Source organism: Escherichia sp. E14S1 (genome assembly GCF_004211995.1).
Classification (GTDB): Bacteria; Pseudomonadota; Gammaproteobacteria; order Enterobacterales; family Enterobacteriaceae; genus Escherichia.
Genome location: NZ_RHJQ01000005.1, coordinates 196682 through 221165, shown reverse-complemented (window position 1 = coordinate 221165; position 24484 = coordinate 196682). Strand labels below are relative to the sequence as shown.

The following is a 24484-nucleotide window of genomic DNA, read 5'->3' as shown; positions in this document are numbered from 1 at the left end:
GCACCACAGGAGTTTTAAGACGCATGTCTTCCCGCAATAATCCGGCGCGTGTCGCCATCGTGATGGGGTCCAAAAGCGACTGGGCTACCATGCAGTTCGCCGCCGAAATCTTCGAAATCCTGAATGTCCCGCACCACGTTGAAGTGGTTTCTGCTCACCGTACCCCCGATAAACTGTTCAGCTTCGCCGAAAGCGCCGAAGAGAACGGTTATCAGGTGATTATTGCGGGCGCAGGCGGCGCTGCACACCTGCCGGGCATGATTGCCGCCAAAACGCTGGTGCCAGTGCTGGGCGTGCCCGTACAGAGCGCCGCACTGAGCGGTGTCGATAGCCTCTACTCCATCGTACAAATGCCGCGCGGCATTCCGGTGGGTACACTGGCGATTGGTAAAGCGGGCGCGGCAAACGCGGCGTTACTGGCAGCACAAATTCTTGCGACTCATGATAAAGAACTGCACCAGCGTCTGAATGACTGGCGCAAAGCCCAGACTGACGAAGTGCTGGAAAACCCGGACCCGCGAGGTGCGGCATGAAACAGGTTTGCGTCCTCGGGAACGGGCAGTTAGGCCGTATGCTGCGCCAGGCTGGCGAACCGTTAGGCATTGCTGTCTGGCCGGTCGGGCTGGACGCTGAACCGGCGGCGGTGCCTTTTCAACAAAGCGTGATTACCGCTGAGATCGAACGCTGGCCGGAAACCGCATTAACCCGCGAGCTGGCGCGCCATCCGGCATTTGTGAACCGCGATGTGTTCCCGATTATTGCCGACCGTCTGACTCAGAAGCAGCTTTTCGACAAGCTTCACCTGCCGACCGCGCCGTGGCAGTTACTTGCCGATCGTAGCGAGTGGCCTGCGGTGTTTGATCGTTTAGGCGAGCTGGCGATTGTTAAGCGTCGCACTGGTGGCTATGACGGACGCGGTCAATGGCGTTTACGCGCCGATGAAACCGAACAGTTACCGGCAGAGTGTTACGGCGAATGTATTGTCGAGCAGGGCATTAACTTCTCTGGTGAAGTGTCGCTGGTTGGCGCACGCGGCTTTGACGGCAGCACGGTGTTTTATCCGCTAACGCATAACCTGCATCAGGACGGTATTTTGCGCACCAGCGTCGCTTTCCCGCAGGCCAACGCACAGCAGCAGGCGCAAGCTGAAGAGATGTTGTCGGCGATTATGCAGGAGCTGGGCTATGTGGGCGTGATGGCGATGGAGTGTTTTGTCACCCCGCAAGGTCTGTTGATCAACGAACTGGCACCGCGTGTACATAACAGCGGTCACTGGACGCAAAACGGTGCCAGCATCAGCCAGTTTGAGCTGCATCTGCGGGCGATTACCAATCTGCCGTTACCGCAACCGGTAGTGAATAGTCCGTCGGTGATGATCAACCTGATTGGTAGCGATGTGAATTATGACTGGCTGAAACTGCCGCTGGTGCATCTGCACTGGTACGACAAAGAAGTCCGTCCGGGCCGTAAAGTGGGGCATCTGAATTTGACCGACAGCGACACATCGCGTCTGACCGCGACGCTGGAAGCGCTGATCCCATTACTGCCGCCGGAGTATGCCAGCGGCGTGATGTGGGGGCAGAGTAAGTTCAGTTGAGCCATATCGGGTGGCTAATTCTCGTCACCCGTCACCTCATTTCAGCCGATGCCACGGAATCAGATTATCCATTAACACCGCCAACAAAATACTAACCAGCAATCCGTTACTTAATAATGGGCGAAGCGTTAATGGCAGATCCTGTAAATAGACAGGCGGTAATCCCATTAAAAAGATCCCAACAAATAACGGTAGTGCGAGTCGATAAACATTACGCGCCGTAAAGTTAATTTGTTGGCTAAAAAGTAGCGCAGAAAAGAGTAATGGCAAATAAGACACTAACATTACCGCACTCGTTACCGGCAGCGGAATACTGCTGAATAAGCGCGTCAGTGGCGGAGTCATCGCTACCAACAAACAAATCGCACTACCGTAGAGAAATGAACGACGTGTCGCATCGCCAGTTTGCGTTAATAAACCAATAGACGAAACGAACGGCGAAAAGGGAATAATAGCCATCGGCACCGTCACCAGCGTCATCACCCCTGTGACAACGAAACTTCGACGATAACGTCTGTTTCCCGCCCCTTGTTGTGGGTAAAAAATATCAGTACCCCGGACTGCGCCATAAGTATTGCTGATATTAACCAGACCGGTAATTACCGCCGTCACAATAATCCCTGGGGATAACTTGCCTCCGCTCCCCAAGGGAAACCATTGCCAGTGCAGTTCAGAATGAATGATTGGCGATGAAGGAAAGCAGAAACGCCAAAGTAGCCAACCTAGTATTGTCCCCACCAATACCCCATAACGTGCCAAACGCTGGGGAAGAAAAATAATCATCGCCAGCACCAGACACATTACCGCTACCGACAGAGCAAACGCTGGAAACTGAATTTTAAAATTTGGGTCGGCAATACCAAACGGCAAACCTAACATTCCCTTAAAGAAGATAGTGGTAAGCTGCGCGCCCAGCATCAACATAAAAACGACCATCACGGTTGGGGTGAACAAGCGTGCCAGACGGTGACCTAACCCACTAATACCAATTAAAATAGTCAGTACGCCGGAAATCGCAATTCCTGCTACCAGACTATTGGCAATATCATTGAGCGGTGTACCTCGCGATGATTCACCCAACGTGATGGTGAGGATCGTTCCCCACCATAAACCTCCAGGCCCTTCCATAATAGCGCGGCGATGACCGAAAAATGCCTGAGCGATACAGGCTAATGCGGTTGCCAGAAATGCATATTGCGTCAGTGTCAGCAAACAGCTTTGCGGTAGCTGAAATGCCGAAAGCAACGTTGGCGGAACCACTACGGTGTTACAAAAAATGAAGAAAAACCACTGAAAACCAGACAACATATTTTCGCGGTTAAATGAAATATTAAACATAGGAACACCTGTTAAAATCGCGCCAACTGCTATCATTTATCGAATACAGATAACTTCATTCCCCACCAGCCAGGTATTAAAAACCTTGTCTGCAGCATATTTTAATTTAGCAGTAAGGGGTAATCCACGCTAATCCCTCTTCCGTAGTGGTCTTCGGTTTATATTCACATCCTACCCACCCATCGTAGTTTGATTGTGCAATTACCGTAAAGAGATATTCGTAATTAATTTCTCCGGTTCCCGGTTCGCCGCGATGCGGATTATCAGCAATTTGCAGGTGACCAATTTTATCGGCCCACTGAGTCATGGTATTGGTTAATTCACCTTCCATCCGCTGCATGTGATAAATGTCATACTGAATTTTCAAATTGCAGCAACCAACACCATCAATCAATTTCAGCGCCTGCCGAGTACCGGTGAGATGGAAACCAGGAATATCAAAATGGTTAATAGGTTCAATCAGTAATAAAATATCTTCTTTCATCAGCATATTCGCGGCATAACGCAGGTTTGCTACAAGCGTTGCGTGAATCTGTTCACTGCTAAAACCTGCCGGCGTTTTACCGACCAGACAGTTAATTTTTTTATTACCCAGCGCACGAGCATAACGAATCGCTGCTGCTACGCCATCCCGAAACTCTTCTTCACGGCCAGGAATACAGGCAATACCCCGCTCGCCCGCCGCCCAGTCACCTGCCGGTAAATTGTGCAGCGTATGTTCGAGTTTATTACTCGCCAGCACCTGTTTTAATTCTTCAATGTCGTAGTCATAAGGGAACATAAATTCAACGCCACGAAAACCACACTGTGCAGCTTTCTCAAAACGGGCGAGAAAATCATATTCACCAAATAACATCGATAAATTAGCAGAGAAACGTAACATTATTTATCTCCCTTATTCATAGTGCATGAAGCAGGTTTCAGTCGGTGCATCCGCTGCGTTATCGGCGATATCTTCAAATTCCATGACGTTATCCAGTTCACTGCCCATCGAAATATTGGTTACACGTTCCAGCATAATTTCCACCACCACCGGGACACGGTACTGCGCCATTAAGGCTTTCGCCTGTTCAAAGGCAGGAGCAATATCTTCCGGTTTGAAAACGCGAATCGCTTTACAACCTAAACCTTCCGCTACTTTCACGTGGTCAACGCCATAACCGTTCACATCACTGGAGTTAATATTTTCGAACGCGAGCTGTACGCAGTAATCCATATCAAATGCGCGTTGTGACTGACGAATCAGGCCGAGATAGGCGTTATTCACCAGCACATGGATGTACGGAATGTTGAACTGTGCGCCAACGGCTAATTCTTCAATCAGGAACTGGAAGTCGAAGTCACCGGAAATCGCCACCACATTACGTTCTGGATCAGCAGCACACACGCCCAGCGCAGCCGGAATGGTCCAGCCCAGCGGGCCTGCCTGACCACAGTTGATCCAGTGACGGTCTTTAAAGACATGCAGCATTTGCGCCGCAGCGATTTGTGACAGGCCGATGGTGGTGACATAGCAAACATCACGTCCAAAGGCTTTGTTCATCTCTTCATACACGCGCTGCGGTTTCACTGGCACGTTGTCGAAGTGGGTTTTGCGCAGCAAAGTGCGTTTGCGCTGCTGGCACTCAGCAACCCACTCTTTACGGCATGGCAGACGTCCTGCTTTTTGCATCTCCTGCGCCACTTCAACCAGCAGCGTCAGCGCCGCTTTGGCGTCGGAGACAATGCCGAGATCCGGACACAGCACGCGGCCAATTTGCGTCGGTTCAATATCGATATGAACGATTTTGCGCCCTTCGGTGTATTTCTCTACCGAACCGGTATGACGGTTAGCAAAACGGTTACCGATACCAAACACCATGTCCGACGCTAGCAGCGTTGCGTTACCGTAGCGATGCGCGGTTTGCAGACCCACCATCCCGGCCATCAGTTCGTGATCGTCCGGAATACAGCCCCAGCCCATCAGCGTTGGGATCACCGGAACGCTGGTCAGTTCGGCAAACTGTTGTAACAGCGCCGCGGCATCGGCGTTGATCACCCCGCCCCCGGCAACAATCACCGGACGTTCGGCCTGAATTAACATTTCTACCGCTTTTTCGATCTGCATACGGCTGGCTGCAGGTTTGTAGACTGGCAGCGGTTCGTACATGTCAGGATCAAACTCGATTTCCGCAACCTGAACGTCGAACGGTAAATCCACCAGTACCGGACCCGGACGCCCAGAACGCATCAGGTGAAATGCCTGTTGCAGCACACGAGGCACCAGCGCCGCTTCACGAACTGTAACCGCCATTTTGCTGACCGGTTTAGCAATTGCTTCAATATCTACGGCCTGAAAATCTTCTTTATGCAGACGGGCTCTCGGTGCCTGGCCGGTGATGCACAAAATAGGAACGGAATCAGCAGAAGCGGAATAGAGCGCGGTGATCATGTCCGTGCCCGCAGGACCAGAAGTCCCCAGACAAACGCCGATATTCCCAGCCGTTGCGCGGGTATAGCCTTCCGCCATGTGCGACGCACCTTCCACGTGACGCGCCAGAATGTGACGAATACCGCCGTGCTTACGCATCGCTGAGTAGAACGGATTGATTGCAGCTCCCGGAACGCCGAAGGCGGTGGTGATACCTTCTTTCTCCAGCACATACATTGCCGCGTCAACGGCTCTCATTTTTGCCATTTTATTCCTACCTCTATTAATTGGAAAAATTTTCCAACTTTCAAATTTTGTCAAAAAAACCCGCTCCGCAGAGCGGGATGCGACAGACACTATGGATGTGCTTTCAGTCCCAACGCCGTGCTGATATCGCGGGCGGTGTCTCTGACCAGCTCACCCTGACTGACAAAACGATCTTCTGTCAGTCTTGATGAAGGCCCGGAGATGGAGATAGCGGCAACAACACTACCTACATCATCGTAAATTGCTGAAGCTATGCAATTCAGGCCTACAACATGCTCTTCTTTATCTACGGTATAGCCCAGTTCACGCGCTTGTTCCAGGTCCTTCAGCAAGGTAGGCATATCCACAAGCGTCGTTGGCGTAAACTGCTGCAAACCGGTTTGCAGAATGATGCTCATCAACTCCTCTTCCGCCAGCGGATAAAGCAGCGCCTTGCCCGCACCGGAAGCATGCAGCGGTAGACGACTGCCCAGCGGCGCACACATCCTGACCATCGATTTACACTCTAACTGACCAATTAATACCGCTTCATTGCCGTTACGAATCGCGACATTGACCGTCTCGCCGGAAAGCAGCATCAGGCGGCGCATAAACGGCCCGGCAACGGAGAGGACATCACGGTTATGGATGTACGCCGCGCCGACGTTAAAGACACCTAATCCTATATGCCACCAGCCTAACTGACTGTCCTGATAGACAAAATCCGCTGCCTGTAAAACCTTTAACAGGCGAAAGGTCGTCGAGAGCGGCAAATCCAGATTGAGAGAAATATCGCTAACCGACGAACTTCCCCCACTTTTTTCCAGATATTGCAGAATCGCAATTCCCCGCTCTAACGCCTGTGCGCCCTTCTGTGCCACAGGCTCCGCCTGTCCTGGCCTGCCGCGCCGTCTAACTTCCGTCATACCTACGTTAACTCCGACCTACAAGTGAGCATAAACAATGAACAATTAGTTTATCTTATGCAAGTCGGTTGCAGGCGTCACGCAAAACAGAGTTCCTGTTCAGGAATACTTTCAACATCACAGTTGTCACTGCCGCCGCGATCGATAGTCAGAAAATCGGTGACGCGCTGCCAGGCGAAAAGCGGGTGATGCCAGACGTTACGATGATAATTCACCCCCTGCTCACCGTTGGTGATAAACGCCCGCAGCGTTGACAGGTCTGGTTTATCGTCACCTGACGCCACGACCACTACAAACACTTCACCTTTCATCGGGATAAATGCCTGAGTACCCAGCGGGTGACGTTCGAGTTCGTGGATGGTCAGCGGCAGATTCGCCGGTTGCGCGCGGTTAATGCTGATAAGCGTACGGTCTTGCTCAAGAATCTCAACCAGCGCCAAATCGTGATAGCGCTCCACCAGGCCATTGTTAATATGGAAAAAATCCCGTTGCTGCGTTTCGATAACGTCGCCATAAGCACAGAAGGCTTCCTGACTTAACGGTAATACCTGAAGTTTCATCTTTTTGTCCTTGTAACATAATTCCGTTCAACCACCGCCGACCGGTCAGCCAGGTTTCAATAACAGGCAATCTAAAACCTTAAGAGAACAACATCAATACAAAAGTTGGAATATTTTTCCAAAACTAGATTTAGCCCACAAATCACGCAGGGTTATCATGTGAAAATACAGGTAAATCAACGAACAGGAAAATCACGCAACCTGCGGATTTAAAAGGGGATACCTGAAGATGTTTGATCCAGAAACTTTGCGGACTTTCATTGCTGTTGCCGAAACGGGAAGTTTTTCAAAAGCGGCAGAACGATTATGTAAAACCACGGCGACCATCAGTTATCGCATTAAGCTTCTGGAAGAGAATACCGGAGTGGCGCTGTTTTTCCGCACGACTCGCAGCGTAACGTTGACAGCGGCTGGCGAACATCTGCTTTGTCAGGCCAGAGACTGGCTGAGCTGGCTGGAAAGCATGCCGAGCGAGCTACAACAGGTGAATGATGGCGTGGAACGCCAGGTGAATATTGTCATCAACAACCTGCTCTATAATTCCCAGGCCGTCGCCCAGTTGCTGGCGTGGTTGAATGAACGTTACCCCTTTACCCAGTTTCACATCTCCCGACAAATCTATATGGGCGTCTGGGACTCGCTATTGTACGAAGGTTTTTCACTGGCTATCGGCGTCACGGGAACAGAAGCACTGGCAAATACTTTTAGCCTTGATCCCTTAGGTTCGGTGCAATGGCGCTTTGTCATGGCGGCAGATCATCCACTGGCAAAGGTTGAAGAGCCGCTAACAGAAGCGCAATTGCGGCCCTTTCCGGCGGTCAATATTGAAGACAGCGCCCGCACCTTAACCAAACGCGTCGCCTGGCGTTTGCCGGGACAAAAAGAGATTATTGTTCCTGATATGGAAACGAAAATCGCCGCCCATCTGGCGGGCGTTGGCATTGGTTTTTTGCCAAAATCACTTTGCCAGTCGATGATTGATAATCAACAACTGGTCAGCCGGGTAATCCCAACAATGCGCCCGCCTTCGCCATTGAGTCTGGCATGGCGTAAATTTGGCAGCGGCAAAGCGGTGGAAGATATTGTGGCCTTGTTTACCCAGCGCAGGCCGGAAATCAGTGGATTTTTAGAAATTTTCGGCAACTCACACAGTTAAAAATCAAGTTTCCTTGCGCGTTGGCGCGTAAAATAGCGCGCAAGCTGATTTGAGGTTCACTTTTTACTATGCAAGAGAGACACACGGAACAGGACTATCGTGCCCTGCTGATTGCTGATACGCCCATTATTGATGTTCGCGCCCCCATCGAGTTTGAGCAAGGCGCAATGCCCGCCGCTATCAATCTGCCGTTAATGAATAATGATGAACGCGCCGCCGTTGGCACCTGCTATAAACAGCAAGGGTCTGACGCGGCGCTGGCGCTGGGGCATAAACTGGTGGCGGGTGAAATTCGTCAGCAGCGCATGGACGCCTGGCGGGCAGCGTGTCTGCAAAATCCGCAAGGTATTCTCTGCTGCGCCCGTGGCGGTCAACGTTCACATATTGTGCAACGCTGGCTGCATGAAGCGGGGATTGATTATCCGCTGGTGGAAGGCGGTTATAAGGTACTGCGCCAGACTGCGATTCAGGCGACCATTGAACTGGCACAAAAACAGATAGTGCTGATTGGCGGTTGTACTGGCAGCGGTAAAACGCTGTTAGTGCAACAACAGCCGAACGGTGTTGATCTGGAAGGGCTGGCGCGCCATCGCGGTTCTGCTTTTGGTCGCACATTGCAGCCGCAACTTAGTCAGGCGAGTTTTGAAAACCTGCTGGCTGCCGAAATGCTAAAAACCGACGCCCGTCAGGATCTGCGCCTGTGGGTGCTGGAAGATGAAAGCCGGATGATCGGTTCGAATCACCTGCCGGAATGCCTGCGCGAGCGAATGACTCAGGCGGCGATTGCGGTGGTAGAAGATCCGTTTGAGATCCGTCTTGAACGCCTGAACGAAGAGTATTTCTTGCGTATGCATCATGATTTTACCCATGCGTACGGCGACGAACAGGGCTGGCAAGAGTATTGCGAATACCTGCATCATGGGCTTTCAGCGATTAAGCGTCGGCTGGGGTTACAGCGCTATAACGAACTGGCTGCAAGGCTGGATGCAGCGCTGACAACGCAACTCTCAACCGGCACAACCGACGGTCATCTGGCCTGGCTGGTGCCGCTGCTTGAAGAGTATTACGACCCGATGTATCGCTATCAGCTTGAGAAAAAAGCGGAAAAAGTTGTCTTTCGCGGTGAGTGGGCGGAAGTGGCTGAATGGGTTAAGACACGGTAATGGGCGGTATTCTGAAACGGCGATTGTCGTGAGAACAGAATGGTTGCACCAGAATACAGAAATAAAAAAACCGACATGACAGTCGGTTTTTTTATTTTTTCCGCCCAAGACTTGGTGGTTCCGGGCAGAAATGAAACAGTCCTCATCTAGCAAGTGAATTATAAGTCAGGATGCCTACATATTCAAACAGCTATGTTGGCGATACAATCCCGACGCTAGTAGCAAGACTGCCGGATGCGGCGTAAACGCCTTATCCGGCCTACACAATCTTGCAAAATCAATATATTGCACGATCCTCGTAGGCCTGATAAGCGTAGCGTATCAGGCAATCTAACGCTTGTCATCACCCCGCAAACTGCCTGAACAGCGCCTTACCCTTAACCAGTCGCGCGCCGAGCCAGCCGCCGCAAAGTGACAGCAGCAGTGCACCGCTGCACGGCAGCACAATCCACAACCGCCAGTCCGGTTCCCACGGGAAGTCGAACACTTTCGCCTGCAACACTGCCAGCGCCGTTTCCGCACCAGTTGCGGCCACCAGACCAGAAACAAACCCGAGCATGGCGAACTCACTCCACAATGTTGTGCGCAGCAGTTTTTTCCCCGCACCGAGTGTGCGCCACACCACCAGCTCCTGATGACGCTGACGCATTCCCACCTGCACCTGTGCCAGCAACAGCAACATACCGCAGGCGGTGACCAGCACTACCATCACTTCCAGCGCCCGACTTACCTGCTCCAGCACCTGACCGACCTGTTTTAAAATCGCGCCAATGTCTAACAGGCTAATGGTCGGGAACTGACGGTTGAGTTGCGTCAACATGCCGTTGTCATTCTCCCAGCGGAAACTGGTGAGCCAGCTTTGCGGCTGCCCATCCAGCGCCCCTTCCGGGAAAATAAAATAGAAATTAGGCCGCAGACTTTCCCAGTCCACTTTGCGCAGGCTGGTCACTTTAGCGCGGAACTCCTGGGTATCGCCCATAAAAGTCACGGTATCGCCGAGGGCAACGTTTAAGCGTTTCGCCAGCCCCTCTTCCATCGACACTTCATCGGCTTTTGGCGGCCAGTTACCGGCGACAATCGGATTATGATCGGGCCGCGTATTTTGCCAGGTAAGATTGAGTTCGCGGTTAAGCGCCTCATCGTCATTACCTTCTGTCGGCTTGTCGTTAATCGCCGTCAGCCGCGCACGCACCACTGGATAAAATGATTCCGGGACTATCTGATGTTCCGCGAGGAACGCTTTTAGCGGCGTAACCTGTTCTGTGGCGATGTTGATTAAAAAGTAGTTCGGGCTTTCTGGCGGTAGCTGCTGCTGCCAGCGGTCAAGCAGATCGCCACGCAACACCAGCAGCAGCGCCAGCAGCATAAAGGAGAGCGAAAATGCCGAAAGCTGGCTTAACGTTGACCACGGCTGACGTAACAGGCGGCTGACCGCCAGGCGCAGAGGCAGCGATTTCAGCGTCATGCGGCGAAGTACATACAGCAGCATCCAGCCCAGCACACCGCACAGCAAAGCCAGCACCACCGCGCCCGCCAGCACCGCCCACAGCAGCATACTGCCGCCCATCAGCCCGACGAGCAGCAGCACAACCACCACAGTGACAACCGGCAGATAAAACTTCAGCGGCCAGACGTTCGCTACCACATCATTACGTAGTACGCGTAAAGGCTGCGTTGCCAGCAACAGGCGGTACGGTCGTAGCCCCACCAGCAGCGAGATGACTGTCATGGTGCCGAGCGCCCACAGCCACGGCCAGAGGCTGGCAGGCGGTAGTGCGGCAGGCAGAACGGGCTTGAGCAGTACCATCAATACGCTTTCGAACAACAGGCCAATCGCCCCGCCGGTAACGGCTGAAAGCACCAGAATCATCAACCACTGACCGACGATTAACTTACGCAGTTGCGCTCGCCCTGCCCCCAGCGTTTTGAGGATCGCCACCAGATCGTAGCGACTGCGACAGTAATGATTCATCGCCACCGCCACCGCAGCCACTGCCAGCAGCAAGGTCAGAAGCGCCGAAAGCAGCAGGAACTGTTGCGAGCGTTCCATCGAGCGCCCCAGCGCGCCTTCGTCCTGTTCCAGACCGTACCAGCGTTGTTCGGGTTTAAGCTGGGGTAACAGCCATTTCTCATAGCCGTCGAGCTGATTCTCGCTGCCACCAAATTTATAGCGCCAGGTGACCCGACTCCCCGGCTGCACGGCTCCGGTTTTATCGACATCCGCCAGATTCATCATCAGGCGTGGGGCTATCTGGAAGGGGTTAAAACCGGAGTCCGGTTCCTGAATCACTTCTCCGGCGATCCGCAGCGTGGCATCGCCCACGTCGATGGTATCGCCGATTTTCAGGTTAAGCAGTGCCATCAGGCGTGGGGCCAGCAACACGCTGCCCGCCTGCGGTTTCAGGCCAGGGGGATTAGTTTGCAGATCGCCATACATCGGGTAGATCTCATCCACCGCTTTGACGTTCGCCAGCTGCGGTGTGTCGCCTGCAAATGTCATCGTGGCGAAAGTCAGCTGCTTGCCGACTTTCAGGCCGCGCTTTTGCGCTTCCTCCAGCCACGCTTGCGGCACTTCGCGCGAACTGCGCAACGCCCGATCGCCCGCCATAAACTCCCGGCTTTGCTGGCTTAAACCTTTCTCCATGCGATCGCTGATATTGCCCAGCGCCAGCACGCAGGCCACCGCCAGGCTTAGCGCCAGCCAGACAATTAATAGCGACGGCGAGCGCCATTCGCGCCAGAACCAACGTGCAATCATGCTTCCTCCTGCAACTGCCCGTTCACCAGCCGTAAGCAGCGGTCGCAGCGTGCCGCCAGTTGCAGGTCGTGGGTCACCATAATCAACGTGGTGCCATGCTCACGGTTAAGGGAAAACAGCAGGTCGGCAATTTTATCGCCCGTCTGGCGGTCAAGATTGCCGGTAGGTTCATCAGCAAATAGCACATCTGGCCGACCGTTAAAGGCACGCGCCAGCGCGACACGTTGCTGTTCGCCGCCGGAAAGCTGTGCCGGAAGATGATCAAGACGTTTGCCCAGCCCTAACTGTTCGAGCAATGCTTTCGCCCCGTTACGACTTTCCGCGCTACTCTCACCGCGCAGCAGCGCCGGAAGCTCGACGTTTTCCAGCGCGTTAAGGGTCGGAATTAACATAAATGACTGAAAAACAAAGCCTACATGCTTCGCGCGCAACTTTGCCCGCGCTTCTTCGTCCATATTATGTAGCGGTTGTCCTACCAGATTCACTTCGCCACTGCTACCGTCATCCAGCCCGGCGAGGATCGCCAGCAAGGTTGACTTACCCGATCCCGACTCGCCCACCAGCGCGATGGTTTCGCCACGTTTGACAACCAGCTCAACTCCGGTGAGGATGGAGAGTTCATGCTCCCCCTGACCGACGGACTTCTTAAGATGATGAACTTCAACAATGTTTTCCGCTGGCATTTGCCCTTCCTGTTCCTGGTCCTGTTAACTTTCCGTGCCGCCGCAGCGGACACGTTATTAATTCTGGGTGATAGCCTGAGCGCCGGGTATCGAATGTCTGCCAGCGCGGCCTGGCCTGCCTTGTTGAATGATAAGTGGCAGAGCAAAACGTCGGTAGTCAATGCCAGCATCAGCGGCGACACCTCGCAACAAGGGCTGGCGCGCCTTCCGGCTCTGCTGAAACAGCATCAGCCGCGCTGGGTGCTGGTTGAACTGGGCGGCAATGACGGTTTGCGTGGTTTTCAGCCACAACAAACCGAGCAAACGCTGCGCCAGATTTTGCAGGATGTCAAAGCCGCCAACGCTGAACCATTGTTAATGCAAATACGTCTGCCTGCAAACTATGGTCGCCGTTATAATGAAGCCTTTAGCGCCATTTACCCCAAACTCGCCAAAGAGTTTGATGTTCCGCTGCTGCCCTTTTTTATGGAAGAGGTCTATCTCAAGCCACAATGGATGCAGGATGACGGTATTCATCCCAACCGCGACGCCCAGCCGTTTATTGCCGACTGGATGGCGAAGCAGTTGCAGCCTTTAGTAAATCATGACTCATAAAGCAACGGAGATCCTGACAGGTAAAGTTATGCAAAAATCGGTCTTAATTACCGGATGTTCCAGTGGAATTGGCCTGGAAAGCGCGCTCGAATTAAAACGCCAGGGTTTTCATGTGCTGGCAGGTTGCCGGAAACCGGATGATGTTGAGCGCATGAACAATATGGGATTCACCGGCGTGTTGATCGATCTGGATTCGCCAGAAAGTGTTGATCGCGCAGCCGACGAAGTGATCGCCCTGACCGATAATTGTCTGTATGGGATCTTTAACAATGCCGGATTCGGCATGTATGGCCCCCTTTCCACCATCAGCCGTGCGCAGATGGAACAGCAGTTTTCCGCCAACTTTTTCGGCGCACACCAGCTCACCATGCGCCTGTTACCGGCTATGTTGCCGCACGGTGAAGGGCGTATTGTGATGACCTCATCGGTGATGGGATTAATCTCCACGCCGGGCCGCGGCGCTTACGCGGCCAGTAAATATGCGCTGGAGGCGTGGTCAGACGCACTGCGCATGGAACTGCGCCACAGCGGAATCAAGGTCAGCCTGGTTGAGCCAGGTCCCATTCGTACTCGTTTCACCGACAACGTCAACCAGACGCAAAGCGATAAACCGGTCGAAAACCCCGGCATCGCCGCCCGCTTTACGTTGGGGCCGGAAGCGGTGGTTGCCAAAGTGCGCCATGCTTTTATCAGCGAGAAGCCGAAGATGCGCTATCCGGTGACGCTGGTGACCTGGGCAGTCATGGTGCTTAAGCGCCTGCTGCCGGGGTGCGCGATGGATAAAATATTGCAGGGGTGAGTTGAAGCGCGCGCTTAAGCCCCCATGTCAAAGAAAATATCGACAACAGAGAGCGACTCCATGTCCGTAGAAAATATTGTCAACATTAACGAATCTAACCTGCAACAGGTTCTTGAACAGTCAATGACCACACCTGTGCTGTTCTATTTTTGGTCTGAACGTAGCCAGCACTGTTTGCAGTTAACCCCAATTCTGGAAAGCCTCGCGGCGCAGTACAACGGGCAATTTATTCTGGCGAAGCTGGACTGCGACGCGGAGCAGATGATTGCCGCCCAGTTTGGTCTGCGCGCGATTCCGACCGTGTATCTGTTCCAGAACGGGCAACCGGTAGACGGCTTCCAGGGACCGCAACCGGAAGAAGCGATCCGCGCCCTGCTGGATAAAGTGCTGCCGCGTGAAGAAGAGCTGAAAGCCCAGCAGGCGATGCAACTGATGCAGGAAGGCAATTACACCGACGCCCTGCCATTGCTGAAAGACGCCTGGCAGTTGTCGAATCAGAACGGGGAAATCGGTCTGCTGCTGGCAGAAACGCTGATTGCGCTGAACCGTTCTGAAGATGCAGAAGCCGTGCTGAAAACCATTCCGTTGCAGGATCAGGACACCCGCTATCAGGGGCTGGTGGCGCAAATCGAACTGCTGAAGCAGGCGGCAGATACGCCGGAAATTCAACAGCTGCAACAGCAGGTGGCGGAGAACCCAGAAGATGCCGCACTGGCGACGCAACTGGCACTGCAACTGCATCAAGTTGGGCGCAATGAAGAGGCGCTGGAGTTACTGTTTGGGCATCTGCGTAAAGATCTCACCGCCGCAGACGGTCAGACGCGTAAAACGTTCCAGGAGATCCTCGCTGCGCTGGGTACGGGGGATGCACTGGCGTCGAAGTATCGCCGCCAGCTGTATGCGTTGTTGTATTGATTTTCCGTTGATCGGCGCATGAACCACAACGCCGGATGCGATGCTGCGCATCCGGCATCACATTATTTCTTCTTCAATTGCGTCACCACCAACTGGTGGCGCGAATTGTAAAATTTACGATAGGTTAAATAACAGGCAATAATGGTCGACAGGCTGGCGGTTGAGAGCAACATAAAGGTCACCATAATCTGATATTTAATCGCCTTCACTGGATCAATCCCGGCAAATATCAGTCCGGACATCATTCCCGGTAAACTCACTAAGCCAACCGTTTTTGCTGAATCGACCGTCGGAATTAAAGCCGCGCGAATACTGTCGCGAATCAATATCGCTGAAGCCTGTTTCGGCGTCGCCCCAAGACTCAGTTTCTCCTGAATCTGTTGCTGTTCGCTGATAAACCGCTGCCCGAGATTGTTATAACACAGCCCGACTGCCACCATCGCGTTACCGGCTATCATCCCGGCAATAGGGATCACCTGCATCGGGATAAATTCAATCGACCCTGAGAGAATCAGCACCGCCAGGGTAATTCCCGCCCCGACCGTAATGGCAATAAACGATGAGATAAACGCTTTAGCAATATATTTACTGCGTTTTTGCGCATTCCACGCCGCATTAAAGCAGATAAATAACACCATCAATAATGTCAGGCTGGCATCATCAACGCTGAAAATATATTTCAATACATAGCCGACAATAATCAGCTGAATTATCGCGCGCCCCACACTCCAGAGAATATCTTTCTCCAGCGCCAGTTTTTCTTTATGGCTAATTAAGATTGCGACAACCACCAGCATTAATGCCAGTGCCAGTGACTCGTTGGTAATATTATGCGTGTTCATAGCGTGCTTCCTGCATTTCTCCGGCATGCGGTTGCAGTGTAATCACTTTATCCGCATGATTAATTTCGTCTTTATCGTGCGTCACCCACAACACAGCAATATTTTGCTCACGTACATAGCGGTGGATCATCTCATTGACGTTGCGTTTGTTGCTTTCATCCAGCGCACTGGTGATTTCGTCGAGCAATAAAACCTTCGGCATAAATTGTAGGTTACGAATCAATGAGATGCGTTGTTTTTCACCACCAGATAGCTCGGCGATATTTTTCGTCAAAATGGTGTCCGGCAAGGAAAAACGTTCGAGAAAATCGAGAAAAATGGCCGGTTCAGGCTGCTGGTTACGGATCTGCCAGGGAAAGATCAGGTTATCGTAGACCGTGTCGCCAAACAGAGCCGGCGTTTGGGCGCAGTAAGAAACTTGTTGGCGATAGGTTTCTGGCTTTAGTGTGCTGACATCCTCACCTTCAAACAGTAACGTTCCGCAGGTCGGGCTGATTAATGAAGCAACTATTTTTAGTAGCGTACTTTTACCGCAGCCAGAAGGGCCGGTAATTAACTTAAATTCGCCAGCACGCAGCGAAAAATTGATGTTATTGAGAATCTTCGTATCGCCCGCCTGATATCCAACATTTTGCAGTTGGAGCAAAAGACTATTTTCCTGCATTACCCATCCCTTTTTCTGATTTTTACTAAAAACAGTTTATCCTCCGCAAGAATAAGGGGGAACTCTCTTTCAGTAATCAGGTATAATTTGTTTAATCAAGCAGCAATTTTGCTCTTTATGGACGGTACAACAGGAGGTTTTTCCGATGCTAATTTTTATCCCGATTCTCATTTTTGTCGCGCTGGTGATTGTTGGCGCGGGCGTCAAAATCGTGCCGCAGGGCTATCAGTGGACGGTAGAACGATTTGGTCGTTATACCAAAACATTACAGCCGGGGCTAAGTCTGGTGGTGCCGTTTATGGACCGCATTGGTCGTAAGATCAATATGATGGAGCAAGTACTCGACATCCCATCCCAGGAAGTTATCTCGAAAGATAACGCCAACGTCACTATCGATGCCGTTTGCTTTATTCAGGTGATTGATGCCCCGCGCGCGGCTTATGAAGTCAGCAATCTGGAACTGGCAATCATCAACCTGACCATGACCAACATCCGTACCGTTCTGGGTTCGATGGAACTTGATGAAATGCTCTCTCAGCGCGACAGCATTAACTCGCGTCTGCTGCATATTGTCGATGAAGCCACTAATCCGTGGGGGATAAAAGTCACCCGTATTGAAATTCGCGATGTGCGCCCGCCGGCTGAACTTATCTCTTCAATGAACGCGCAGATGAAAGCGGAACGTACCAAACGCGCTTACATCCTTGAAGCAGAAGGGATTCGTCAGGCGGAAATCCTCAAAGCCGAAGGTGAAAAACAGTCACAAATCCTGAAAGCGGAAGGTGAACGTCAGTCGGCATTCTTACAGGCCGAAGCACGTGAACGTTCTGCCGAAGCGGAAGCCCGCGCGACCCAAATGGTGTCTGAAGCCATTGCTTCTGGTGACATTCAGGCGGTGAATTACTTCGTGGCGCAGAAATACACCGAAGCGTTACAGCAGATTGGTTCCTCCAGCAACAGCAAAGTGGTGATGATGCCATTAGACGCCAGTAGCCTGATGGGATCGATTGCCGGGATTGCTGAACTGGTGAAAGACAGCGCGAACGAGCGAAATAAATCATGATCGAGATGATAGCTATCCATCCGCATATTTTTTGGCTGAGTCTCGGCGGTCTGCTGCTGGCAGCCGAGATGTTGGGCGGCAATGGTTATCTGTTGTGGAGCGGTGTCGCGGCGGTGATTACTGGCCTGGTGGTCTGGTTGCTGCCGCTGGGTTGGGAGTGGCAAGGGGTGATGTTTGCCGTCCTGACGCTACTTGCCGCCTGGCTGTGGTGGAAATGGCTGGCACGAGGCGTGCGCGAACAAAAGCACAGTGACAGTCATTTAAACCAGCGCGGACAGCAATTGATCGGCAGACGATTTGTGCTGGAATCACCGTTAGTCAACGGGCGCGGTCATATGCGCGTCGGCGACAGTTCATGGCCCGTCAGCGCCAGCGAGGATCTCGGTGCAGGTACGCATGTTGAGGTTATTGCGATTGAAGGGATAACGCTGATCATCCGTGCGGTCATCGCCTGATGCGACGCTGACGCGTCTTATCATGCCTACAAATCTGTGCCTGAACGTAGGCCGGATAAGGCGTTTACGCCGCATCCGGCAGTCGCGCACCGACGCCTGATGCAACGCGGGCGCGTCGGCCGCCTCCGCCATATTAACTGGCATTGGCAAATTACTCGTCACTGCCTTTATTCATGTTTTTTTGGTCCTCATCCGGATAGTGTTTTTTTAGATATTCCAGGACGTTTTTATTGACCTTGTGTTGGGTATACACCCACCCTTTCCAGTAATCAGGCTGGTCCAGGTAAACTTCTGGCGGAATGGTGAAATCAGAAAGCGTTAACCATTCGGCTAACAGATCGGGGTTTCTCTTCTGGATCAACTGCAACAGCATGATCAGCGACATGGCAGAGGCAGGAGCCGTACTATCGCCGCTTAAATACTTCCACACCGTAGAGCGATTCGAACGAAAAAGGATGGGGAGCAGCGCCCTGTCCAGATTCATTTCATTAAAAATCTTCTCAAATTCATTCATTTAATTTTCCTGCCTGGCGTAAACCTCTTAAAAATTGAGATTTATCAAAGAAACGCATTCTAGCACACATCAGAAACAGCTTCACGTTTAGCCAAGAAACAACATTTATTTCGCTTATCAAAACAAGTCTTTACTCTTTTTTACATTGAAAGAGCACAAAATGATTTTCTATTTTATTTATATAAGAAACATTTTTTGTTTCTTATTGGTGGTGTTTACGCTTACACCAACCAAAAATGCGCTTTACATCACACAAATGGCGACGTAGATTTCGATTAAATTGCAACGTAGTTTATTTCTTAAAATAATATTATTTGTTTCTTATAGAAACACTAATGCGACTTATTTTTCACGAGAGAAAATGAATGAAAACTGTAAACGTAGCTTTACTGGCACTCATAATTTCAGCAACATCCAGCCCTGTTGTTTTAGCTGGTGATACCATTGAAGCGGCGGCAACAGAGCTTTCAGCCATTAACTCTGGCATGTCGCAATCGGAGATTGAGCAGAAGATTACCCGCTTTTTAGAACGCACAGACAACAGCCCCGCTGCGTATACCTATTTGACTGAACATCACTACATCCCTTCTGAAACATCTGATACCACTCAGACTCCCCCTGTCCAGACAGATCCTGACGCAGGACAAAAAACCGTTGCCGCTACAGGTGATGTACAGACAACTGCCCGTTATCAGAGCATGATCAACGCCCGACAGTCTGCGGTAACTGATGCCCAGCAAACGCAAATTACAGAGCAACAGGCGCAGATCGTAGCCACACAAAAAACGCTCGCTGCGACTGGAGATACGCAAAATACCGCGCATTATCAGGAGATGATTAATGCCAGACTGGCGGCTCAAAATGAGGCTAATCAGCGCACTACCACTGAACAAGGGCAGAAAATGAATGCGCTGACAACCGATGTGGCAGCACAACAGCAAAATGAAAGGACTCAATACGATAAACAAATGCAAAGTCTGGCGCAGAAGTCAGCCCAGGCACATGAGCAAATTGAAAGTCTGAGACAAGATTCCGCACAAACGCAGCAACAGTTAACCAACACCCAAAACCGGGTCGCTGATAACAGCCAGCAGATTACAACGCTCAATAACAATTTCAGTTCGCTGAAAAACGAAGTTGAAGATAACCGTAAAGATGCTAATGCGGGGATCGCGTCAGCCATTGCCATTGCCTCACAGCCGCAGGTGAAAACCGGTGATTTAATGATGGTGTCAGCGGGAGCAGGAACGTTCAACGGTGAATCTGCGGTGTCTGTCGGAACATCTTTTAATGCCGGAATTCATACGGTAATTAAAGCGGGAGTCTCAGCGGATACACAATCTGATTTTGGCGCAGGTGTCGGCGTGGGATATTCGTTCTAATTTTAATAGCAATTTCTTATTCGCAATTATCCGCACATTATTTAAGGTTAACAATGATGAATAGCACCATTAAATCGTTTTCCCTGCTGGCGGTTATATTACTGGCTGGCTGTAGCTCCCCCACTTCCCGCATCGCAGATTGCCAGGCGCAGGGCGTCAGTCATGACACCTGTTATCTCGCAGAACAACAGCGTCAGGCGGCTATTTTAAATGCATCCGAGGCGCAGGCATTTAAAAATGCAGAAGCCGCACAACATGCCCAGGCCGCTAAAAAATCCATTTATAAAGGATTTGGCCTTACCTTCAGAATGAGCAGTAAGAACTTCGCTTATCTCAATGATTCATTATGTGCCATAGATGAAGATAATAAAGATGCCACCGTATATCAGTCGGGTCTGTATAACGTCATTGTTTATCATCACACAGGAAAAGTCGCCTTAATGAAAGAAGGCCAGTTTGTGGGCTATTTAAAATGAAGGAGCAAAAGAAAATAGCCATGACGCATATTATGATTATCGGTGCATTTATTTTTGCCTTCCTGCAAGTGGTGTTATTAGCCTCCCTGGTTCACGCTGTAAATGTTAACAACGAAATCCAGGAAGGCTTATTTCAGTCGGGGCGCATTATGGTAGAAAGTTTGCAGCATATTCTTTCAGTGCAAACGGGGATTAACTGATTTTCACCCCGCCCGATGGTGACAGCAGCCGGAGAGATTTTCGATAATCGGGCAGTCGGCGCTGTCATCGCCGGGGCAGGCATTCGCCAATGCCAGTAGCTGGTTGCGCATGGCTTGCAGTTCTTCGATATGTCGCTCGATCTCCGCGACTTTCTCCAGCGTGCGCCGTTTTACATCGGCGCTATGACGCTGCGGGTCGTTAAACAGATTCACCAGTTCGCCGCTCTCTTCCAGGTTAAAGCCCACCTGGCGTGCCTGGCGCAGTAAGGTCAGTTCGTTGAGATGCTGCTGCGTGTAGGTGCGATAACCGTTTTCGCTGCGCATCGGCGGTGTCACCAGTCCCTTCTCTTCATAGAAGCGAATGGCTTTGCTGGTCAGGCCGGTAATTTTTGCCACATCGCTAATGTTCATCGTTCGCGCAACGCCTCCTGTGCTTTGTTAAAGGGTTTCAACAGATAATCCAGCACGCTTTTTTTACCCGTGCGGATATCGACCGTCGCCACCATACCGGGGAATATCGGAAACTGCTGTTTATGTTTATTTTCCAGATGGTTGCTGAAGGTGCGAATGTACACTCGATAGTAATAAACATCGCGCCGTACTTCATCCTGAATGGTGTCCGGTGAAATCACCGCAACTTCTCCTGGTAAGCCGCCATAGATGGAGTAATCGTAAGCGGTTATTTTCACCAGTGATTTTTGCCCCGGATGGATAAACGCCACATCGCGCGGGGAGATTTTCGCCTCAATCAGCAGTTGCTCATCCAGCGGCACGATGGTCATGAGTTTACCACCTGGGGCGATGACGCCGCCAACCGTAGTGACGTCAATGTCTTTGACAATGCCACGCACCGGCGCGGTAAAGTCCAGCCTGGTGAGAGAGTCTTCCCGCCCGCGGATCACCGAACGCTGGGTTTCGACCTCTTCGTTGGCTTTTGCTAACTCTTCCCGTGCCTGAACGTAATATTGCGTGCGCACGTCGCTGAGTTTGTTTTCCAGTTCATTGGCCTGTCGTTGCAAACGCAGCACTTCGACGCTGCTCGCCGCCCCCTGTTTCACCAGCGGCTGGGTCATCGCCAGTTCGCGATTGACCAGGCTAATTCCTTGTGTCAGCCCGGTGGTGGCTTTGTTCAGCCCGTCGCGGCGAGTGTTGTACAACGCCGTTTCCGACTCGATAAGCTCGGGGAATTTATTCAGTTCGTCGGGGAACACCAGCGGTTTATTGCTGACTTCCGCCCGCAGCCGTGCCGAGGTTGCCAGCGCCGCGTACAGCCGCGACATTGCTTCCTGCACGTCGGATTCGGTTTTGGTGCGGTTAAGCTGCGCCAGCGGCTGGCCTTGCTCAACAATATCGCCCACCTTCACGTCGAGATGATACAAAATCCCGCCTTCCAGCGACTGCACCACCTGTTCACGCCCGGAAGGTTCTACGGTGCCGCTACCGGTAGTGACTTCATCAAGCTGGAAATACCACGCCCAGCCGAGAAAACAGAGCAGCATGACGACGGTCACACGTACCGCCAGCGCCGAACGCGGCAGACGGGGTTCAGTCAGGCCACGGTTATATTGCAGTTGTCCGTTCATGCGGCAGACCCCTTATTCTTCTCCTGCAACACCACCCGTCGCGCCGTGGGTTCGCCCTGTTCACGCAAAATGGCCTCTTTCGCGCCATCCATCACAATCCGCCCCTGATCCATCACGATTATCCTGTCCACCAGTTGCAGCATCGCCGTGCGGTGAGTGGCGATGACCAGCGTGCGATGTCCAATCCACTGTTTCAGTTGTTCGATTAAGTGCGCTTCCGCCATTTCGTCCAGCGAAGCGCTGGGTTCGTCGAGCAGGACGATATTCGGTTGAGAGATGAGGAGCCGCGCCAGCAGCAGCGTTTGCCGCTGGCCGCCAGAAAGACCAAATCCCCCTTCCTGAATCATGTAGTTGAGGCCGTTTTTCTGCTTCTGCACAAACGGCAGCGCCCCGCTGAGGGTTAACGCGCGTTCGATATCTTCATCGCTGGCTTCCGGCATCCCCATGGTGAGGTTTTCCCGCAGCGAGCCGAAGAACAGTCGTCCGGTCTGGCTGAGCAGCCCCATGTCGCGGCGCAGATCCGCCGGATCAAGCTGCCCGATGCTGATGTTATCCAGCAACACCTGCCCCTGCTGGGCGATACGCATTCCGGCGAGCATTTGCAGCAGCGTTGATTTACCCGCGCCGTTGCGGCCAAGAATGGCGATTTTCTCTCCGGCCTGAATGTTGAGTTTGCCAATCGCCACATCGGCAATTTTCTCTTCTTCGTCGTAATAAAACACCGCGTTGCTGAACTGATAATTACCGTGCAGCACCGCTTTATGCACCAGTTTGCCGTGTTCCGGCTGATCCACCGGGCGCTTCATCAGTTCATCAAGCCCGTTACGCGCTACTTTCGCCTGCTGCCAGCGCGAGAGCACGCCGGATATCTGCGACAGCGGCGCGATGGTGCGCGAAGCCAGAATCGTCGTCCCGACCAGCGCACCGGTGGTCATGTCGCCGTTCATCACCATAAAGCAGCCCACCAACAGCACCACCACGTAGACGATGGATTGCACTTCCTGCGTCCAGGTAAGCAGTAGCCCGGTGAGAAAACGTTGCCTCATGCTGATGGACGAGGCCACGTCGTTGGTGTGGTTCCACTGATTCTGAAAACGCTGTTCGGCGCGCAGCAGTTTAATGTCTTCAATCGACTGCACGGCTTCCACAAGCGTAGCGTTGCGTACCGCTGACTCGCGCATCCCTTCGTTCGCCAGCCGCGCCAGCGGGCGTTGAATCAGCAGACCGGGGATCACCAGCAACGGCAGCGCCAGCAAAACCACCAGCACCAGCCAGCCGCCGATCATCCACAGAATAAAGACAAACAACAGGAAGAACGGCAGATCCGCCACCGCGCCAATGGTGGTGGAAGTGATCAGCTCCCGCACTGATTCCAGTTCGCGGATCTGCGAGATAAACGATCCGGTGGATTTCGATCGCACGTTGTTTTTCAGCCGTAATGCGTGACCAAAAACGCGATCCGAAATGCGCAAATCCGCCCGCTTGCCAATCATATCTGAGAGGTGCGTGCGCACCATGCGCATACAGAACTCAAACAGAATCGCCATCATCACCCCGGCGAACAGCACCCACAGCGTCGGGTACGATTGCGCCGGAACGACGCGGTCGTAAACCTGCATCGAGAAAATCATCGCCGCCAGCGCCAGCACGTTCGCCACCAGTGAGGCCAGCATAATATCGCCGTAGCGCCGCCAGTCTTTCAGCGACAAACTCCAGAACCAGTTCGCCTGATACGGGCGAATGTAGTCATCCACCCGCGCATCAGGGATGGCGCTAAGCGGGCGCAGTAGCGCCAGTTCGACGATTTTATCTTCAATATCCGCGACGTTCAGCGTGGTTTCCAGCCCTTCGTCACCGCTGAACTGAACGCTGATATTGTCGTGATTGTCGCGGCGGGTGATTACGCCAATCTGTTGATTATCAAACACCGCAATCAACGGCAGCCGCCACGGGTTAAGCGAATCGGCGGAAAACTCCACCAGCCGTAACCCCATCCCCAGTTGCCGCGCCATGTCGGTGAGCAACTCTTCCCGCTTACTGTCGCGCTCCCAGTTGACGGTTGCGCGCACGTTCTCCTGAGAAAAATCGAGGCGGTAATAACGCGCCACGACGATCATCGCCTCCAGCCAGGCTTCCACGGACTGGGCATTTTTTTTCATT

Annotated in this window: 25 protein-coding genes; 12 read left to right on the top strand and 13 right to left on the bottom strand. The window is 52.3% G+C overall.

Translation table 11 applies throughout. The features are described from left to right. The first annotated feature begins 23 nt into the window (after window positions 1-23). Together purE and purK are read left to right on the top strand one after the other, a co-directional pair. Window positions 24-533, top strand: a complete 510-nt coding sequence (gene purE / locus D9734_RS07000) for a 5-(carboxyamino)imidazole ribonucleotide mutase (protein ID WP_001295318.1) — start codon at window positions 24-26, stop codon at window positions 531-533. Beyond that, a complete protein-coding gene (gene purK, locus D9734_RS06995) occupies window positions 530-1597 on the top strand; it encodes a 5-(carboxyamino)imidazole ribonucleotide synthase (protein ID WP_130206367.1) in 1068 nt (355 codons plus the stop codon). Before purE ends, purK begins: the two co-directional genes overlap by 4 nt. Window positions 1598-1633: 36 nt before the next feature. Here the strand turns inward: purK and D9734_RS06990 are convergent, their stop codons facing one another. From D9734_RS06990 to allA, 5 genes are all read right to left on the bottom strand, one after another. Continuing rightward, a complete protein-coding gene (locus tag D9734_RS06990; RefSeq protein WP_130206365.1) occupies window positions 1634-2935 on the bottom strand; it encodes a uracil/xanthine transporter in 1302 nt (433 codons plus the stop codon). 106 nt (window positions 2936-3041) lie between these two features. Beyond that, the gene (gene hyi / locus D9734_RS06985; protein WP_130206363.1) at window positions 3042-3818 is read right to left on the bottom strand and encodes a hydroxypyruvate isomerase; all 777 of its coding nucleotides are present in this window, start codon (window positions 3816-3818) and stop codon (window positions 3042-3044) included. Window positions 3819-3830: 12 nt separating this feature from the next. After that, window positions 3831-5612 (bottom strand): glyoxylate carboligase, encoded by a 1782-nt coding sequence (gcl, locus tag D9734_RS06980; RefSeq protein ID WP_130206361.1) that lies wholly within the window; start codon window positions 5610-5612, stop codon window positions 3831-3833. A gap of 89 nt (window positions 5613-5701) precedes the next feature. Continuing rightward, the gene (gene allR / locus D9734_RS06975) at window positions 5702-6517 is read right to left on the bottom strand and encodes an HTH-type transcriptional repressor AllR (RefSeq protein WP_000141275.1); all 816 of its coding nucleotides are present in this window, start codon (window positions 6515-6517) and stop codon (window positions 5702-5704) included. Between the two features lie 77 nt (window positions 6518-6594). Continuing rightward, window positions 6595-7077 (bottom strand): ureidoglycolate lyase, encoded by a 483-nt coding sequence (gene allA / locus D9734_RS06970; RefSeq protein WP_130206359.1) that lies wholly within the window; start codon window positions 7075-7077, stop codon window positions 6595-6597. Between the two features lie 229 nt (window positions 7078-7306). Between allA and allS the strand changes: the two genes are divergently transcribed. Beyond that, window positions 7307-8233 (top strand): HTH-type transcriptional activator AllS, encoded by a 927-nt coding sequence (allS, locus tag D9734_RS06965; RefSeq protein WP_130206357.1) that lies wholly within the window; start codon window positions 7307-7309, stop codon window positions 8231-8233. A gap of 68 nt (window positions 8234-8301) precedes the next feature. Then, on the top strand, window positions 8302-9396 hold the full coding sequence (mnmH, locus tag D9734_RS06960; RefSeq protein WP_130206355.1) for a tRNA 2-selenouridine(34) synthase MnmH: 1095 nt from the start codon (window positions 8302-8304) through the stop codon (window positions 9394-9396). A 343-nt stretch (window positions 9397-9739) separates the two neighbouring features. On the opposite strand, the gene ybbP is transcribed toward mnmH, so the two are convergent. Both ybbP and ybbA read right to left on the bottom strand, forming a co-directional pair. Next, a complete protein-coding gene (ybbP, locus tag D9734_RS06955; protein ID WP_130206353.1) occupies window positions 9740-12154 on the bottom strand; it encodes a putative ABC transporter permease subunit YbbP in 2415 nt (804 codons plus the stop codon). Then, on the bottom strand, window positions 12151-12837 hold the full coding sequence (ybbA, locus tag D9734_RS06950; protein WP_032237096.1) for a putative ABC transporter ATP-binding protein YbbA: 687 nt from the start codon (window positions 12835-12837) through the stop codon (window positions 12151-12153). The genes ybbP and ybbA overlap by 4 nt, the downstream gene beginning before the upstream one ends. Here ybbA and tesA point away from each other — a divergent pair. From tesA to cnoX, 3 genes are read left to right on the top strand one after another with little or no spacing between them, the layout of a single operon-like run. Further along, the gene (gene tesA, locus D9734_RS06945) at window positions 12808-13431 is read left to right on the top strand and encodes a multifunctional acyl-CoA thioesterase I/protease I/lysophospholipase L1 (RefSeq protein ID WP_001295836.1); all 624 of its coding nucleotides are present in this window, start codon (window positions 12808-12810) and stop codon (window positions 13429-13431) included. The two genes, ybbA and tesA, sit on opposite strands and share 30 nt — an antisense overlap. Beyond that, the gene (gene ybbO, locus D9734_RS06940) at window positions 13421-14230 is read left to right on the top strand and encodes an NADP(+)-dependent aldehyde reductase (protein ID WP_130206351.1); all 810 of its coding nucleotides are present in this window, start codon (window positions 13421-13423) and stop codon (window positions 14228-14230) included. The genes tesA and ybbO overlap by 11 nt, the downstream gene beginning before the upstream one ends. A 60-nt stretch (window positions 14231-14290) precedes the next feature. Next, window positions 14291-15145 carry a chaperedoxin gene (cnoX, locus tag D9734_RS06935; protein ID WP_001295322.1) on the top strand — a complete coding sequence of 285 codons (855 nt, stop codon included), beginning with the start codon at window positions 14291-14293 and terminating at the stop codon, window positions 15143-15145. 62 nt (window positions 15146-15207) lie between these two features. Here the strand turns inward: cnoX and fetB are convergent, their stop codons facing one another. Together fetB and fetA are read right to left on the bottom strand one after the other, a co-directional pair. Then, entirely contained in the window at window positions 15208-15987 is a 780-nt protein-coding gene (gene fetB / locus D9734_RS06930) for an iron export ABC transporter permease subunit FetB (protein ID WP_130206349.1), read from the bottom strand. Further along, window positions 15974-16651, bottom strand: a complete 678-nt coding sequence (gene fetA, locus D9734_RS06925; protein ID WP_130206347.1) for an iron ABC transporter ATP-binding protein FetA — start codon at window positions 16649-16651, stop codon at window positions 15974-15976. The genes fetB and fetA overlap by 14 nt, the downstream gene beginning before the upstream one ends. A 145-nt stretch (window positions 16652-16796) precedes the next feature. On the opposite strand from fetA, the gene D9734_RS06920 reads away from it, so the two are divergent. Both D9734_RS06920 and D9734_RS06915 read left to right on the top strand, forming a co-directional pair. Next, a complete protein-coding gene (locus D9734_RS06920; protein ID WP_000904498.1) occupies window positions 16797-17714 on the top strand; it encodes an SPFH domain-containing protein in 918 nt (305 codons plus the stop codon). After that, a complete protein-coding gene (locus D9734_RS06915; protein WP_130206345.1) occupies window positions 17711-18169 on the top strand; it encodes an NfeD family protein in 459 nt (152 codons plus the stop codon). Before D9734_RS06920 ends, D9734_RS06915 begins: the two co-directional genes overlap by 4 nt. Window positions 18170-18320: 151 nt before the next feature. Here D9734_RS06915 and D9734_RS06910 read toward each other — a convergent pair whose 3' ends face one another. Then, window positions 18321-18683: a hypothetical protein gene (locus D9734_RS06910; RefSeq protein WP_001001643.1), complete on the bottom strand. Its 363-nt coding sequence runs from the start codon at window positions 18681-18683 to the stop codon at window positions 18321-18323. Between the two features lie 365 nt (window positions 18684-19048). On the opposite strand from D9734_RS06910, the gene D9734_RS06905 reads away from it, so the two are divergent. Genes D9734_RS06905 through D9734_RS06895 form a run of 3 tightly spaced genes read left to right on the top strand, consistent with a single transcriptional unit; the run spans window position 19049 to window position 20741 of the window. Then, window positions 19049-20065 carry a YadA family autotransporter adhesin gene (locus D9734_RS06905; protein WP_130206343.1) on the top strand — a complete coding sequence of 339 codons (1017 nt, stop codon included), beginning with the start codon at window positions 19049-19051 and terminating at the stop codon, window positions 20063-20065. Window positions 20066-20118: 53 nt separating this feature from the next. After that, window positions 20119-20541 carry a hypothetical protein gene (locus D9734_RS06900; RefSeq protein ID WP_130206341.1) on the top strand — a complete coding sequence of 141 codons (423 nt, stop codon included), beginning with the start codon at window positions 20119-20121 and terminating at the stop codon, window positions 20539-20541. After that, the gene (locus tag D9734_RS06895) at window positions 20538-20741 is read left to right on the top strand and encodes a hypothetical protein (RefSeq protein WP_024257417.1); all 204 of its coding nucleotides are present in this window, start codon (window positions 20538-20540) and stop codon (window positions 20739-20741) included. Before D9734_RS06900 ends, D9734_RS06895 begins: the two co-directional genes overlap by 4 nt. 3 nt (window positions 20742-20744) lie before the next feature. Here D9734_RS06895 and cueR read toward each other — a convergent pair whose 3' ends face one another. From cueR to D9734_RS06880, 3 genes are read right to left on the bottom strand one after another with little or no spacing between them, the layout of a single operon-like run. Then, complete coding sequence (gene cueR / locus D9734_RS06890; protein WP_130206339.1) at window positions 20745-21152, bottom strand: Cu(I)-responsive transcriptional regulator; 408 nt, start codon at window positions 21150-21152, stop codon at window positions 20745-20747. After that, window positions 21149-22324, bottom strand: coding sequence for an HlyD family type I secretion periplasmic adaptor subunit (locus D9734_RS06885; protein ID WP_130206337.1), 1176 nt, complete (start codon window positions 22322-22324; stop codon window positions 21149-21151). Before D9734_RS06885 ends, cueR begins: the two co-directional genes overlap by 4 nt. Then, on the bottom strand, window positions 22321-24483 hold the full coding sequence (locus D9734_RS06880) for a type I secretion system permease/ATPase (protein WP_130206335.1): 2163 nt from the start codon (window positions 24481-24483) through the stop codon (window positions 22321-22323). The genes D9734_RS06885 and D9734_RS06880 overlap by 4 nt, the downstream gene beginning before the upstream one ends. Between the last annotated feature and the right edge of the window lies 1 nt (window position 24484).